This window comes from Streptomyces sp. NPDC056987, assembly GCF_042673865.1.
Classification (GTDB): Bacteria; Actinomycetota; Actinomycetes; order Streptomycetales; family Streptomycetaceae; genus Streptomyces.
In genome coordinates this window covers 1-14,996 of record NZ_JBHURV010000034.1, presented here as the reverse complement: position 1 = coordinate 14,996, position 14,996 = coordinate 1, and the positions used below count along the sequence as shown (strand labels likewise).

The 14,996-nt window shown below is 70.0% G+C and carries 10 protein-coding genes; 8 read left to right on the top strand and 2 right to left on the bottom strand.

Annotated elements, in window-relative coordinates; translation table 11 throughout:
* Window positions 1-2 precede the first annotated feature (2 nt).
* Genes ACFTZC_RS31260 through ACFTZC_RS31230 form a run of 7 tightly spaced genes read left to right on the top strand, consistent with a single transcriptional unit; the run spans window position 3 to window position 9,426 of the window.
* Entirely contained in the window at window positions 3-1,379 is a 1,377-nt protein-coding gene (locus ACFTZC_RS31260) for a hypothetical protein (protein WP_382895395.1), read from the top strand.
* A gap of 2 nt (window positions 1,380-1,381) precedes the next feature.
* Window positions 1,382-3,382, top strand: coding sequence for a hypothetical protein (locus tag ACFTZC_RS31255; protein ID WP_382895393.1), 2,001 nt, complete (start codon window positions 1,382-1,384; stop codon window positions 3,380-3,382).
* Entirely contained in the window at window positions 3,379-4,518 is a 1,140-nt protein-coding gene (locus ACFTZC_RS31250; protein WP_382895391.1) for a hypothetical protein, read from the top strand. The genes ACFTZC_RS31255 and ACFTZC_RS31250 overlap by 4 nt, the downstream gene beginning before the upstream one ends.
* A 2-nt stretch (window positions 4,519-4,520) precedes the next feature.
* Complete coding sequence (locus ACFTZC_RS31245; RefSeq protein ID WP_382895389.1) at window positions 4,521-5,057, top strand: hypothetical protein; 537 nt, start codon at window positions 4,521-4,523, stop codon at window positions 5,055-5,057.
* Window positions 5,054-6,898 carry a hypothetical protein gene (locus ACFTZC_RS31240; RefSeq protein WP_382895388.1) on the top strand — a complete coding sequence of 615 codons (1,845 nt, stop codon included), beginning with the start codon at window positions 5,054-5,056 and terminating at the stop codon, window positions 6,896-6,898. The genes ACFTZC_RS31245 and ACFTZC_RS31240 overlap by 4 nt, the downstream gene beginning before the upstream one ends.
* Before the next feature lie 5 nt (window positions 6,899-6,903).
* Window positions 6,904-9,087 carry an ATP-binding protein gene (locus ACFTZC_RS31235; RefSeq protein ID WP_382895386.1) on the top strand — a complete coding sequence of 728 codons (2,184 nt, stop codon included), beginning with the start codon at window positions 6,904-6,906 and terminating at the stop codon, window positions 9,085-9,087.
* Between the two features lie 6 nt (window positions 9,088-9,093).
* The gene (locus ACFTZC_RS31230) at window positions 9,094-9,426 is read left to right on the top strand and encodes a hypothetical protein (protein ID WP_382895384.1); all 333 of its coding nucleotides are present in this window, start codon (window positions 9,094-9,096) and stop codon (window positions 9,424-9,426) included.
* Window positions 9,427-9,514: 88 nt separating this feature from the next.
* Here ACFTZC_RS31230 and ACFTZC_RS31225 read toward each other — a convergent pair whose 3' ends face one another.
* Together ACFTZC_RS31225 and ACFTZC_RS31220 are read right to left on the bottom strand one after the other, a co-directional pair.
* Window positions 9,515-9,931, bottom strand: coding sequence for a hypothetical protein (locus ACFTZC_RS31225; protein WP_382895382.1), 417 nt, complete (start codon window positions 9,929-9,931; stop codon window positions 9,515-9,517).
* 50 nt (window positions 9,932-9,981) lie between these two features.
* Complete coding sequence (locus ACFTZC_RS31220) at window positions 9,982-13,530, bottom strand: hypothetical protein (RefSeq protein ID WP_382895380.1); 3,549 nt, start codon at window positions 13,528-13,530, stop codon at window positions 9,982-9,984.
* Between the two features lie 545 nt (window positions 13,531-14,075).
* Between ACFTZC_RS31220 and ACFTZC_RS31215 the strand changes: the two genes are divergently transcribed.
* Complete coding sequence (locus ACFTZC_RS31215; protein WP_382895378.1) at window positions 14,076-14,717, top strand: histidine phosphatase family protein; 642 nt, start codon at window positions 14,076-14,078, stop codon at window positions 14,715-14,717.
* Window positions 14,718-14,996: the final 279 nt, after the last annotated feature.

Genomic DNA, 14,996 nt, shown 5'->3' with positions numbered 1-14,996 from the left:
CGATGACGGAGACAGGGTCAGGGCCGGGATCGACGGGGGCGTTCGACGCGCCGCCCCTGCGCAGGCTGCGGTACTTCCACGGCCAGAATCTGAGCGCCAGGGACTTTCAGCGTGAACAGGAGTACGTCCGCGAGAAGTTGAAGCTGCGCATGCGCTCCCTGCTCGGCTACGGGGTGGTGTGCGGCCTGTATGTGCGGCCGGTGCGGCGTCATGACGACGACTGTCCGCCGGACCACCACGGGGCCGTGGAGGCTGGCGGATCCGCGCGTCCGGAACATGCGGAGAACACCGAGAATACCGAGAACACTGCGACCACGGAGAGCACCCAGGGCGTTGAGGGCGCGGAGGGCACGGAGCACCGGCGGCGCAAGGCCGAGGTGAGACTCACCTCAGGTCTCGCCGTGGACTGCGACGGCAACGAGGTCGTGGTCCGTGGCGGCTGCGTGATCGACCTGTGGAAGGCGCTGCCGCGGGACGAACGGGACACCGACACGGTCTGGATCGGCATCGAGTACGCCGAGCGGCCCGTCGAACCCACCCGCTCCGTCTACAACGACGCCTGCGCGGAGACCCCCGACTGCGAGTACGGCTGGACGGAGGAGTGCTGGACGGTACGCGTCACCGGCTGTGAGCCGCCGGCGGACGAACGCTGCGACACCTGCTGTTCCCGGTGCGAGCACAAGGTGCTGTGGCTGGCCAGGATCGACTGCGTGGACTGGTACGAGCCGGTGCGCGAGGACCAGATCCATATGAACGTCCGCCGCCCGTTCGGCAGGCACGTGCCCACGGTGATCACCGGCATCAACTGGATCCACGGACACACCTACACGGTCGACGAGGCCAAAGCCCTGCTCGGCACCCAGGACGAGGACGGCGGGCTCGTCGTGCGGTTCTCCGCCGGCGTCCGTACCGACACACTGCGACGCGGTGTGGTCGAACTCCAGGTGATCGAGGGCGGCAGCGGACGCAACGCCTCCAGCTGGTACATGGGCGGCGCGTTCGCCGACCCCGACGTCGAATCCGTCACCGGGTCCGCCCCCGCGGCAGCTGCCGAACCGGAGGCCGAGGCGGCTGCCGGGTCAGCCGGATCCCCCCGGTTCACCCGGGAGTTCCGCTACCGCCAGACCACACGCGAGACGCTCCAGGACGGCGACCGGGTACTCGTCACCGTCCGCACCGCGTTCCTCCTCGACCGCTGCTGCCGCCCGGTCGACGGCACCCATGTAGGCGGACGCGTACCGACCATCGACGCCGAGGCGACCGGGTCGGAGCGGCGGGGCGGCTGCGACCTCCCGCCGTCCGGAGTCGGGCCCTGGACGTCCGGCACCGGCTCGGGCGGAGACGTCTTCGAGAGCTGGTTCTTCGTGAAGGAGCGCTGATCATGGCAACAGACTGCGGCTGCGGCTGTGGTGGTGACGCCACCCGCACCTCCGCCTTCGTACGCCCCCGCTTCTTCGCCGGCCAACTGCTGACCGAGGACGATCTCGGCCTGCTGGTCGACTATGTGACGGCGAAGGGCAGACTGCACAACCGCTCCCTGTCCGGGCCGGGCGTCGTCTGCGGCCTCGGTGTCGCCTGCGACCCCTGCGGCGGCGGCACCGTGACGGTGCATCCCGGTCACGCGTTCGACTGTGCGGGTAACGACATCGTGGTGTCCTGCACCGAACGGGTCGATGTGCGGGCACTCGTACAGGAGCAGCGTGTCAGCGGCCTCGGCGTGGACTGCGGTGACCCCTGCGACGAGGACGGCGAGCGCCGCTACGGCCTCTTCGTGCGCTACCAGGAACTCTCCGTCGACCCGGTGGCGCCGTACGCCACGGAGGAGCCCTGCCCCACGCCGGGGTGCGTGCCGTCACGGATCCGGGAAGGGTACCGATTCCTCGTCAAGCACGGTGACTTCGAGGACCACCGGCACAATCCCGGCACCGCCCTGCTGGCCAACCTCGGCAGCCTCACCCGGGCCGACCAGGCCCGGACCCGCGACCGGCGGCTCGGACACTACCTCGACGCCCTGTTCGTCGCGTCGGCCTCCACGGGCCGGACCATCGGCTTCGAGGCTCCCGACAACAAACGGTTCACCGACGCCCTCGACTGGCTGCGGCAGAACGCGGGCGGAGAGGGCCCGCCCCCGCCGGGGACCGTCCCCGGGATGACCGACCACGTACGGGCGCTGGCCAGTGCCGTCGCCCGGTTCGACACCTACGACGCCGCCGGGCAGGACCGGCTGAAGAGGGACTACCCGCGCCTCGCCGAGGTCCAGGACGCCCGCGGTGTGCTGGGGGCGGCGTGCGGGCGCCTCGCCGGAGCCGACATGGCAGCGGCGTGGCCGGACCCGCTGCGCCGTACGATCGCCCGCGCGGTCGTCACCGAGACCGCGGCCCGCGTCGTTCCCGAACGGGGCGCCCCGGACGCGCAGCTCGAAGTACGCATGCTGGCCCAGGGAACGCCGCTCAGCCACGCGCTCCAGGTGGAGTTCCGCGCCGACCTCGGCCTGCTGCGCGAGTGGCTCCTCGGCCGCCTCGACCAGGCCACCGGGCTCGCCGACTGCGCACTGCGCCGGGACGTCGCCGCCATCGACGTACCGCCGCTCCTGCCGCCCCCACCGGCGGACAGCGTGGAACGGACGACGATCGCCGACCTGCGGCAGATCGCCGAAGCGGCCGAGAAACTCTCCCTCGCCGTGCGCCGGTTCGTCACCGACGCCGCATGTGCCACCCTCAACCCGCCGTGCAACGACTGCGCCGACACCGATGTCCTGCTCGCCGAGGTGGAACTGGACGGCTGCGACGTCGTACGGATCTGCTCCGCCACCCGGGAACAGGTCCTGCCGGGCGGCTCCGCGTACGGCGAGTGGCTGCCCAAGCTCTACCGGCTGCGCGAACTCGCCGAGCGCCTCTGCTGCCGGCCCCTGCCGGGCCACCGGAGGCCGGACCTCCCGGCGGAGGGCCCGGTGTCCCGCCCGTACGCCGACGGGCTCCTCGCCGACTGGCCGCGCACCGGCGACCTGGAGGAGATGCTGTCCCTGCTGCTCACCCCCGCACCCGGTGAGACACCTCCCAAGGCTCTGCACGAGCAGGTCTACACCACACCCAGCGAAGTGACCGACAGCATGCAGGAACTGGGCATGCTCCGAACGCAAGTGGCCGACCTGACCGCGGTCCTGGAAGGGCTGCGCGCCCAACTCGGCACCGCCCGGACGCAGATGAACCGACTGGAGGAGCAGGTCCCGGAACGGCTCGGATCCCGCCTCGCGGAACTCGAAGGCGCACCGCGGGACCAAGCGTCCGAGCCCGCAGAACCCCCCGCGGCCGAGCCCGCCAAGCCCCCCGAGGCCAAGCGCGCCCGGTCCCCCCGGACCCGGAAGCCCGGTGAGACGCCATGACCGGCCCGCTGCGCCCCGCCTTCCACGAAGGTCAGGTTCTGGCCGCCGCGGACCTGTCGGCCTCGGTGGAGTACGCGCGAGGACTGGCCACCCGGCACGCCCGGCACCTGCACGAGTGGGGCATCGCCGAAGGCCTCGGCCTGGTCACCGAGAACCGCACCGATCCGCAGACCAACGCCCGCTTCGTCGAGGTGAGCGTGGAGCCGGGCGTCGCGATCGACGGGACGGGCCGCGAGGTCGTCCTCACCGAACCGGTCGTCCTGCGCGAGAGCGGCTTCGAAGAGGTCAACGGCGCGGACCAGTCGACCGACGACCCCTACCCGGTCTTCCTCACCGCGGCCGACCGGGAACCGGCCGCCTCCCCCCGGCCGGACTCGTGCGCGGGCACCGCCACGAAGACCCGGGTGGAGGAGTCGTACCAGATCCTCTTCGGACGCCTCGGCGACGAACTGCTCGTCGCCGACCAGCAGCCGCCCGCGACCGGCGCCCCACCGGCCGACCCACCGGCCCGCTGGCTCGTCCTGCTCGGCTATGTCCGGTGGACGGACGGCCACTTCAGCGGCATCGAGACCAAGGCCCGCGGGGTCGGGGTGCGCTTCGCCGGCGTCCGCGCGGACACCGTCTCGGCCCGGTCGGGCGCGCTGACCCTGCGGACGAGCCAGGCCGTCCAGGAGGGCGGACCGGTGCTGGTGCTCACCGGCGGCGACCCGCCCAGCCTGGTCTTCGGCCTCTACCAGGGCGGCGGCACGGTCGCTCCGCTGATGACCGTGGCGGCCAACGGCAATCTGACCATCGAGGGCAGCTTCAGCGGCCGGATCTCGGCGGGCACCACCCTGGTCACCTCCGGGACGGCCACCGACGGCATGCTGCTGCCGCTGCCCTCCGGAGTCAGCGCGGAACAGGTCGCCGACGGCCGGGTCGTCGTCCATGTCCACCTGACCCCGCGCACGCCCCCGGCCTCGGCGGACACGACGCTGTACAGCCCGGTCGAGGCCACCGTGGACGCTGACCGGCGGATCCGCTGCCGGGCACGCCTGTACGACCCGGTCATGGCCCCGGGCGAGGTCGTCGAACGGCCGGGCACGGTCGACTTCCTCGTCCTGGCAACGGTCGCCGCGACGAACGGAGGTGGCTGACCATGGCTCTCTCCGTGGTGTACGCGGCCGGCACCGGCCATGTGGTGGGCGCGCTCGCACTGACCGGCGCGAGCACCCTCCCCGATGTGGCCTCACTCGTCGGACCCGCACTGCCGCTGCGCGTCTCCCTCGGCTCGGGCAGAACCGCGACTCTTCCGTTGAACGCCCGCGAACTCGGCGTGGCGGCGGCGGACGACGAACCGGGCGCCCTCGCCGATCCGCTCGCCTACGCGGTCGAGCTGACCGCCGAAGTGCTCCCCAGACCCAAACCCACGCTGCTGCGCCTGGCGACGTGGAAGGACGGACTGGCACTGGCGACGGACGGCCTCACCATCACCGTGCCCGTCGCCAGGAGCGGCCTGACCAAGGTGGTCGCGCTGATCTCCGACGAGCAGGACACCCATGTGCTCGCCGGAGAGATCCCGGCGGGGGACACCGAGGTCAAGCTGCCGGTGACGCTCGCCGCGGCGAGCGAACACGGTGTGCTGGTGCTGGTGGGCGGCTGGGCAGGCCGCCTGGAGAAGGCGAAGGTGCTGTGAGCACGCCCACCGCGCGGACCGCCGGGGAGATCACGGTGCATCGGTGCACCGTGACGGTGGTCCGCCGCGACGGGTGGAGCTGGGGCCCCGATCCGCGCGGCCTGGTCGACGAAGTGATCGACAGCCTCCCGGAGTTGCTGGCCGACCACTTCGCGGACCAACTGGTGGGCGACGGCCCGGACGTGGAGATCACCGAGCCGATGACCGTCACCGTCCGGCCGGGCAGGCGCGGCCGGACCGGCCGGACCGGTCCTGGCGGGATGCCCGTCGAGGTCCACTTCGCACCGGCGGAGAGGGTGGAGATCCCCGCGGACATGTCCGCCATCGGCCCGTCCGCCACCGGCCCGTCCACCGACGACACGGAGCCGTCCGACGAGTCCCCTGGGCGAACCTTCGAGAAGTCCTTCGAGGCGGCGGGGTTCCCGCGGCCCGTGCCGTCGGTCACCGCGCTCTTCGCGGAGCTCGCCGAGCGGAACGAACTGGACGCGCTCCTCGCACTGCTCCCGGACGACTCGATCCGGGTCTATCTGCTCGCCCTGCTCGGTGCGGGCCGGGGCGACCGCCGCGACGGCGGCGGTGCCCCCGGTGACCGTGACACGACGGCCGGCCGACTGCTCGCGGAGCTCGCCGCCCTCCCGGACCCACCGGCCGAGGTGCTGCCCGCCGCACCGCGCGGGCTTCCGCCCGGGGACCTTCCCTACGGTGACACCACTGCCCTGGCCCGGCTGCTGACCGAGCACCTCACGTCCGCCCCGCCCGACCCGCCTTCCCCGTCCGGCAGGTCCGGCCCGTGGGCCGGGGAACCGCCCCCGGCCGCGGGCGGCGCCGTCCCACCCCGTACGACCGGCGAGGTACGGGTCCGGTCCGCGCTGCCCTTCCTGCTCGCCGGACCGCTGGCCCGTATCGGGTACCTCGACGCGATCGGACCCGCCCTGGCAGGCCTCGAACTCGCGGAGGAATCACCCCTGTTCGCGGCGGCGCTGGCGTACAAGGTCCTGGACGTCACCGGACGCGGCTGGCACCGGACCCGACAGGACAGCGAGGCCGCGGCGGCCTTCGCCGGTCTCGCCCCACCCGTACCCGAGGACCGGCTGACCGACTTCGCCCGGGTCGCGGCGCCCGCGTTCCCCGTACTGGACGGCGTCCTGGCGCTCTCGGTGTGCCGCGGCCACGACCCCGCCGCCCCCCTGCTGATCACCGGGGCCGGGGACCGGCTGCTCCTCGTCGACGCCCAGGGGATGTTCCCGATCGCCTGGGCCGCCACCATCCGCGCACTGCTGCCGTACTGGCAGGCCTGCGGCCGGCCGCACGTACTGATCTGCGACGGCCCCCTGCCCCCCGGATCCCTGCGCGAACTCGCCGCGGCGGACGTACCGTTCCTGACCGGCATCCGGCCCCTGCGCGGCGATCCGGTGACGCGGCTGCCCTGGCGCACCCCCCTGTGGACCGCGCCGGGCGCGCCCCCGGACGTACGGTCGGCCGCGGAACTGCCCGGCCACACCGCCCGCCTCGCCGACCTGGTCACCGCTCTCGTCGTCGAGCGCCGGGCGGCACCGCTCGCCCGTGACGGCGGCCTTGAACGCACCGTCACCCTCGCCGCGGCACTCGGCCTGAGCACCCTCGCCTGGACGCTCTGGCGCGACCGGGAGACGCCGGATCCGCTGCTGGCCCTGAGACGCTTCGCCGACCTGGACGCCACCGTCCGGTTCGAGCGCGCGGCCGTCCGGGTACGGGTCCCCTTGGGCCGGCGCCATACGGACCTGCTGCGCGGCGGACTGCTCGCCGACGTTCCCGACGTGGTGTGGCTGGGCGGCCGGACCCTGACCTTCTCAGGCGGGTGAGCTGCATGAGTAACACGAGCGGTACGAGGGGTACGAGGGGTACGAGCGGTACGAGCAGCGAGAGCGGCACAAGCGGCGGGAGCGGCGCGAGTGAACCGGCGGTGGAGCACCTGCGGCTGCGCCTGGCCGGCGTACACCGCGCGCTGCGCACCGCCGTCGAGCGGCAGTCACGGATCGCCGGGCTGCTCACCCGGCCCGACCTCACGCCCTACTGCGTGACCGACGAACAGGTCGACGTACTGCTCGGCGAGGTGCACGCCTTCACCGACACCATGACCGGGCCGTACGTACCGGAGCAGCCGGAGCCGGACACCGAACGCGACCTGCGGCGGCGCGCGGCGGCCGACGGCCTGACCCTGCCGCTGGACGCGCTCGCCACCCGCTTCGGTCTGACCCGCGCCGACCAGGACGCCCTGCTGCTCGCCGCCGCGCCCGAACTGGACCGCGGTTACGAGCGGATCTACGCGTACATCGTGGACAACCTCAACCGGCGGCTGCCCTGCGTGGAGTTGCTGGTGACGGTCGGCGCCGACAACGCGGCGTGCCGGCTGGCCCGGCGCCGCGCCCTCGGCCCCGCCGGACCGCTGCGCCGCTACGGCCTGCTGCGTCCGCACGGCGCGGCCGCGGTCGAACTCGCCCAGGAACTGACCCTGGGGCCCGGGGTGCTGGAGTTCCTGCTGGGGTGGGGCGGAGACGCCGGTCTTCTCGGCCATGACCCCGGCGAGGTCGTCCAGCCGGAACGGCGCGTGCTCTCCCCGTATCTCTCCTCCGACCGGCTCGTACGACTGGGCCGGGCGCTGGGCTCGGGCGACATCGACCTGGCCGGGCTGTGGGGATGCCCGCCCGGCGGCCGGCTCGACGCCGTACAGGCACTGGCCCGGGCGGCGGGAAGGCCGCTGCGGACCCTGACCTTCGATCCCGAGGACGACCTGCGGACGGCCGCGGCGCTGGGCGCTGTGCTGTGGATCCCCACCGACGACCTGCACGGCGAGGCGCACCGGCAGGCGGCCGAGGCGGTCTGCGCCGTACTGCTCCGGTCGCGGGCGCCGGTCTGCCTGACCGGCCTCGGACCATGGCGCCCCGCGGGCCTGCTCGCCGCACGGTCCTACGCCGAACTCACCGTTCCCGTACCGGATCTGCCCGACCGGCGGGCGATGTGGTCGGCCGCGCTCCCGGACCTGAACGGACCCCTTCTGGAGGATCTCGCCATCCGGTACCGGATGAGCGGCGGCGAACTGCGCGCCGTGGCCTCGGTCGCGGACGCCGGCGCCCGCCTCGCCGGCAACGGCCGGCCGGAACCGGTCGCCGACCATGTCCACCCGGCCATCGCCACGGTGACCCGGGGCCGCGGCGGCAGCGGTGTCCAGTCGATCGTGCCGCGCCGGACCGCCGACGATCTGGTCCTGCCCGACGTGCAGTTCAACCAGATCCTGGAGATCGCGTCGGCCGCCCGGGCGTGGCCACGGGTCGCCGAGGAATGGGGGTTCGCCCGCCGCTCCGCGCACGGCGGGGTGAAGGCGCTGTTCACGGGGGAGCCCGGGACGGGCAAGACCATGTCCGCGGAGATCGTCACCGGCATGCTCGGCCTGGAGCTGCTCAAGGTGGACCTGGCGCAGGTGGTCTCGAAGTGGGTCGGGGAGACGGAGAAGAACATGGAGGAGGCGTTCCGGCAGGCCGAGGAGAGCCACGCGGTCCTGCTGTTCGACGAGGCCGACGCCCTGTTCGGCAAGCGCGGCGAGGTCAAACACGGCACGGACCGGTACGCCAACCTGGAGGTCGGCTACCTGCTGCAGCGCCTGGAGGCCAGCGACGGGCTGGTGATCCTGACGAGCAACCTCAAGGACAACATCGACCCGGCGTTCACGCGCCGCTTCCACTTCGTCGTCCACTTCCCCCGCCCGGCCGTTCCCGAACGCCGCAGACTCTGGCGCCTGGCCTTCCCGGAGGAGGCCCCGCTCGGCGCTGACGCGGACCTGGACGTCCTGGCCCGTCTGGACATGACGGGCGCGGCCATCGCCGCCGCCGCCCGCACCGCCGCGCTCTCCGCGGCGGACGCCGACGCCGACGCGATCGGCATGCGCCACATCGTGCGCGGCGTGACCCGCCAGTACCAGCGCGAGGCCCGCCTGCTCCGCCCTTCCGAACTAGGCCCGCACGCCCATCTGCTCGACGAAGGAACACAGGGGTAACCGCCCATGCTGCCCACCGAACCCCCACTCTCCCTCCACCGCCTGGTGGCGCCGACCCCACCGGCCCGGGCCCAGGACAGCGGGGCCGCGGCGACCGCCCCGGCGCCCCGGACACCCGTGGTCGTGGTCCCGGCGGCGATGAGCAACGCCGCGATGGCCCAGAGCGCCCAGGCAATGCCCCCGGTCCAGGGGGCACCGATGACCGGCGCCGCCCAGGACCAGACGGGCAACGCGGCCGTGGCACGGGCGGCCCTGCACGCGGCCCCGGTCGCCCTGGCGCAGGCCCTTCCGCTGGCAGTGATCGTGCCGCCGAAGCCCGGAGTGCCCCCTGGCAAGTAGGACTGGGGCTTACGCGTAGGTGTGGGTGGCGATCGCTGATTGAGGCCCTTGGAGCCACACCACCACCTGGCGTGGGGCGGTGCGGCGATCAGGTCTCGTCGGCCCAGGGGGGAGGGCCCTCCGCATCAAGATACCGCTGCTCCAGCTGTTCTCCGTATGCGTTGTCCTTGGCGATGTCGGCCGGCGACGAAATCCGCCATTCTCCCGCACCGAGAATGGTCAGCGTATCGGCAACAGCTTGACTGATGCGTACGGGTTCAAGGGGATCCCGCTCAGCCGCTTCCAGGAAGCGAATGTCTTCGATGCTGCTTTCCAGCAAATAGTCGTCCCCCCAGCGGTAGAGCGCGACACGCATGCCGAAGAATTCGGTGACGAAGGCGGGCACCTCTTCGTATTCCCCTTCGGAGAAGTGGCATCCCAGAGATTCCTCAAGTCTCTCCCGGAGCTCCTCGACGGATTGTTCGGTACTCGTTCGCACGGAGAATTCCAATACCTTCTTCGGCATGTTCCCATCTCGTTCTGTTGCGCCGGACCGACGTCCTGCTGCCGAAAATTCTAGCCTCCCGGTGGCTTATGTCGAAGTATGATGCTGGAATCCCCGATGCCCTTCACCTCCGGAAAAGCTCCTGCCAGTTCGGCGCGGATCTGAAGGCTGATCCGTAGGAGCTCGGGAAGGTACACCGCGTCCGGCTTGAGGAATTTTGGCAGCCTTCTCTCTCCGGCTCCTCCGGGATTCCGGAGATCCATGACACGCTGAAAATCCACCGGATCGACCACGTACATGTCCACGTCGAATTCCTTGGGGTCGAAGTGTGTCCGCCCCTTCTGCTCCCCTCGCCAGCCGCTGGACATGCTGCCTCGATACTCTACCGGATGGCCGTTGTAGTTGAATCGAGAAATAATTGAGTCGATCTTTTGTTTCTTCTTCTCGTACTCCTCTCTCCAGATTTTCTCCCCCTGGTCGTTCAGGGTCTTGTCGATTTCTTTCGCGGACAGGTCGGTGATCCCGGTCTTGGCGGCCCATTCTTTGAGGTTGCGCAGTTCGTCCTGTGCGGCATCGATCATTCTGGAGACCTTGTTCTTGTCGGCCTGGTCGCGCCGATAGGGCCCCGAGGCGGGGAAGAACGTCTTGTAGATGGATTTGAAGCGGCTCACATGAATCCTGCTGATGGACTCAAGCCGGGGGAGGATATGCTTTTCGAACCTCGTCCTCACCTCCTTGTCCTGGATGGACTCCATGTAGTACCTGAAGTGATCGAGTTCGACATGGACCTTGCTGAATTTCTTGATGAACAGGTCCTCCTCCGGTGATGCCATCAACACATCGACATCGCCGGACTTCGACGAGAACGTCAGCTTATGGGCTGTGCCTGCCATATCGAATGGGACACGGACGGTGGGATGAGCTGATTCCGCATCGTTCTTGTCCTGGTCCTTGCCGCCATCTTTCTCTCCCTCGGCACTTTGCTTCGGCTTGGGCCTGATTTTGGCCCAGAGCTTTTTGACGAGGCCGACGATCTTGTCGATGACCCAGTCGATGGCGCGGTTGACGGGTTTGGTGAGGGCTTGGACGATCTGCTTGACCTTGGCGGCGATGCCGCCGATGCCGAGCAGGGAGGCGAGGAAGCCGAGGAGTACGGGGACGGAGCGGGCCAGCGCCCGTTCGATGAGGGCGGGGACGCCACCGCTGCCGCCGCGGGCGATGGCGATGACGGCATCGAGGACGGCATTGACGAACTCGAAGATCTGGCGGGCCTGGGTCACGATGAAGGTGACGATGTCGATGATCAGCTTCACCGCGCGGACGAACGCGGAGGCGGGGTTCAGCAGCGAGAGGACCCACATGATCCCGGCCTGGACGATGGTGGGCGTAACGTAGTTGATGACCTTGCCCATCAGGTCCTTACGCAGGTCACCGACGCGGGACTTGAGGTCCTCCCACATGCCGGCGACGCCCTGTTTGCGGACCTGGACGACCAGGGACACCCCAGTCTCGGCTGCGGCCACGGCCTGCTCGGGGACCTTGCGGGTGATTCGGGCGCGAATGTTCTGCCAGGTCAGGCCGAGCAGCGAGGCGAGCATGGAGATGATGCCCCGGGCATCGAATGTCGCGGGAAGTTGCACTCCCGCTTCGGCAATACGGCCCAGAAGCCAGGACATGATGCCCTGTTGCAGATGTGTGCCGATGTTGCGCAGGAACTGCCGTAGTCCGGCGCCCACGGCGTTCACCAGGTTGCGGAGGAACCCGATCGGGTCCTTGAGGATCAGCAGCACCGCCTGAGCGGCCTTGGCGAGGACGGCGAGGAGGAGGCGTTTGAGTTCGAGGACGGTGTCGATGACCGCCTTGACCGCATCGACGGCCTTGTCGACCAGACCTTTGTTCTTCTCCTTCTCGGCGGCGATTTCGTCGTCGACGGATTTGAGGGCCTCGGAATACTTGGTGGCCAGGGTGTCGACCAGAGCCGTGCCCTTGTCGTCGACGGAGCGGGTGAGCTCGTCGAACTTGTCGCTGAACTCGGAGGCTGCCTCACGGCCGATGGCACGCAGATCGGCGGGGAGTTTGCCGACCGCGGTGCGGAGTTCGGTGCGGCCTTGGGCGATGCGGCGTTTGGCCCGGTTGAGCTCGGTGCCGATGGTGGTGGCGACGTCCGAGATGACCTGCCGCATCCGGCGGATATAGCCGTCGCGGGCCTCTTCGAAGATTTTGTTGGCTTCTTCGGGCAGCCCGGCGAACAGATCCCGCACCCAGCGGCCCTTGCCGATCACGCCGGAGTAGCGGCGGTCCTTGTACTCCTCCATTTTCCGCTCGTGCTCGGCGGTGAAGGCGTCCCGGGCCAGCTTCTCGCCCCGGGTGAACTCAGTGTCGACCAGCTTGTCCAAACCATCCAGAATGGCCTCGACGTCCGTCTTCATCGTGTCGAAGACGCCCTGCAGGAGCCCGGTGACCTGCGCCCGCTTCTCCTCGTCCCGGCTTTTGGCACCGGTTTTCCCCGCGCCGACCTGCTGCCCGGTCCGCACCCGCTGAGCACCCATCGCCCCCATCGCGGCGGTGCCCAGCCGTCTGGCTTGCGCGCTGGTGGTCCGAAGCTCGCCCGCCTCATGCTTGCGCATCTGGCCGGGCGCCACGGCGGAGTGCCGTTCGGCGGTCTTCTTCTCGCTCAGCGCCTTGTTGAACGCGGGTTCGTTGGACTTCTTCAACTGGGGCTCGGTGACCTGCGCGTCCGACATCCGACGCTCGACTTCGGCCGGCCCGGCGGACAGATCGGTGGCCGAGACCGGCAACGCGTCCGGCACGGCACCGGCCGGATCGGGCGCCCCGGGCGTGCCGGGCGGCCGGTCCCCGGCGAGGGGCACGACTTCCTTGGTCACTGCGGCCGAGGTGTCGGGCGGGGCGGCGGTCGTGGTGGCGATCTCCTCGGCCGAGCCCGCCTTGCCCTGACCAACCTGACCGCGCACCTCGGCCTGGACTTCTTCGGGCTTCCCGGAGCCGGCGAACCTGTCGGCCTCGTCAAGGTTCTTCGGCGCCTTGTCGGCGATCGCCTTCTCGACCGCCTTGATGAACGCGTCCTTGTCGAACTCCTTGGGTTGGGCCTCGTTCATCTTCTCCGCGTTGGCGGTCTTGCCCTGAGCTTCTTCATCGTCCTTGGGTGGCCGGGCAGCGTCCTGCGCCGCGACCGCCTCCGTCTTCGGCGGCGGATGCGAGGCGGCGAGAGCCCGCTTCTTACGCCCCACGTCCTTCTTCAGCGCCGCGAACTTAGGATCCGCCTCAGGCCCGGGCCGGGCCTTGAGGTCCTTCCCCCCACCGGAAGCTACCGGCGCCTCCTCCTGAAGGACAGGCGGCCCAGGAGCAACCCCGACCTCGCCCCGTCCGGCCGCAGCGACAGCACCGTTGCCCACCATGTCCTGCGCCCCAGGCGGCACCCGCCCCGGCAACGGCAGCCCCGGCACCGGTCCGCGTCCACCGACCAACGCAGCCCCCACCGCAGCGTTGGACAAAGCCGCCCGGTGCCGTACGGCACCGCCCGCCTCCGGCCGCTCCTTCGAGGGCGCGGCTACGGCAGTCGACACCGCCGGCCGTAACGCAAGTACCTTCGGCGCTGCCATCGGACGCCACCTCCTTGCCTGACCCATCGGTGACGACACAAACCGAGGTATCCCAGGACACTCCGCCCACCGTGCCAGCACAGGCGTGACACCACCGTCACCGCCGCATTCCGCCAAGCGTCTCCGCACCCGCCCCGCGACTTACCTGGCTGCGGCCAAACGGTCACGCCCTACGGGAACTACCGGAGTTGATCTCTTGTAGGGAAGGTTGAGCGTTGTCATCGAAGGTTGGTGACCGCTAGGTTTCTCACCGCAGGTTGAATGATCGTTTAGGGGTGGCTGTCCGGGGAGACGGTGGGAGAACCGGTACACGCGTATGATGACCCCCTCCTCGGCGCCTTTGAGCTGGCCTTTGTCGAAAGCGGGCACCGTCGTCGGGTGGCGTTGGGGGCCGGGTGGAGCGTCCGGTTCGAGGATGCACCGCCGGTACGCGGGCTCCACTGGAACAAGGGTGATCGCAGTTCTCCCGGCTGGTACTACGCGGCGACTACGGGCAGCCATGTGGGCTACGAGTCATGACGCTATTTACAGGAGGGCACGCACTCATGCGCACTCTTTACGTCGTCACCCATCCGGAGGCGACGCACCACGTCGAGGGAGTCGTCGGCGGATGGCATGACTCGCAGCTGACGCACGCCGGCGTCCGTGCGGCGGTCTCCATCGCCCAGGCGCTGCGGTCCCAGATTCCGGACGGCGCCGAGGTGGAGCTGTTCTCCTCGGATCTGCAGCGCACCCTGCGGACGGCAGATGAGGTGGCCGAAGCGTTCGGCGTGAAGCCGGTCCTGGACCGCAGACTGCGGGAGAAGTCCTACGGCGAGGCGGAAGGAAGGCCGCAGGAGTGGCTCGACCGGCGTTTCGTCCCACCGCCGGCTGCCGGGGAACGGATGGACCACGACGAGGGCGTGCAGGGCGCGGAGACCAAAGCGTCGTGGGCGCGACGCATCTACGCAGCCATGGACGAAATCCTGCGGAACCCTTGCGAACACCAGATCGTCGTGACCCACGGCGGCTCCCTGACGTGCGTCGTGGCGTCCTGGATCAAGATGCCGATCGAGTCAGCCGGCTATGCCAGCTTCCGGGCACCCTCCGGCAGCATCACCACACTGCGCGAAGACGACTTCTTCCACAACCGCCAAGTCGTCAGCCTCGGTGACACCCGCCATCTCGACGCCGCCCGAACTGGCTGATCTCAACCTGACCCGCTTCGACGGCCCGACACTCTTACGGGCGTCGGGCCGTCCAGGTGTCCTGTCTTTAATGATCTGATCTGCGGGCGGGGCCGTGGCCTGCGGCGACCAGATTGATTGAGACGCCGGGTTGCCGGAAGTATCAATGATTTGGTTCCGGGTGCACGGATGTCAGCGACGTCTCAGTGGACGTTAAGTCCGATATTTCTCGTTTCCTGATCGCTCGATTGTGTGACTGATCGCCACGCGGGACGGGCGCTGGGCATGGACATGCTGGGA

Bases quoted from the DNA above. Each gene is read 5' to 3' on its own strand.
- ACFTZC_RS31260 (WP_382895395.1), top strand. From the start codon at position 3: ATGACGGAGACAGGGTCAGGGCCGGGATCGACGGGGGCGTTCGACGCG.
- ACFTZC_RS31255 (WP_382895393.1), top strand. From the start codon at position 1,382: ATGGCAACAGACTGCGGCTGCGGCTGTGGTGGTGACGCCACCCGCACC.
- ACFTZC_RS31250 (WP_382895391.1), top strand. From the start codon at position 3,379: ATGACCGGCCCGCTGCGCCCCGCCTTCCACGAAGGTCAGGTTCTGGCC.
- ACFTZC_RS31245 (WP_382895389.1), top strand. From the start codon at position 4,521: ATGGCTCTCTCCGTGGTGTACGCGGCCGGCACCGGCCATGTGGTGGGC.
- ACFTZC_RS31235 (WP_382895386.1), top strand. From the start codon at position 6,904: ATGAGTAACACGAGCGGTACGAGGGGTACGAGGGGTACGAGCGGTACG.
- ACFTZC_RS31230 (WP_382895384.1), top strand. From the start codon at position 9,094: ATGCTGCCCACCGAACCCCCACTCTCCCTCCACCGCCTGGTGGCGCCG.
- ACFTZC_RS31225 (WP_382895382.1), bottom strand. From the start codon at position 9,931: ATGCCGAAGAAGGTATTGGAATTCTCCGTGCGAACGAGTACCGAACAA.
- ACFTZC_RS31220 (WP_382895380.1), bottom strand. From the start codon at position 13,530: ATGGCAGCGCCGAAGGTACTTGCGTTACGGCCGGCGGTGTCGACTGCC.
- ACFTZC_RS31215 (WP_382895378.1), top strand. From the start codon at position 14,076: ATGCGCACTCTTTACGTCGTCACCCATCCGGAGGCGACGCACCACGTC.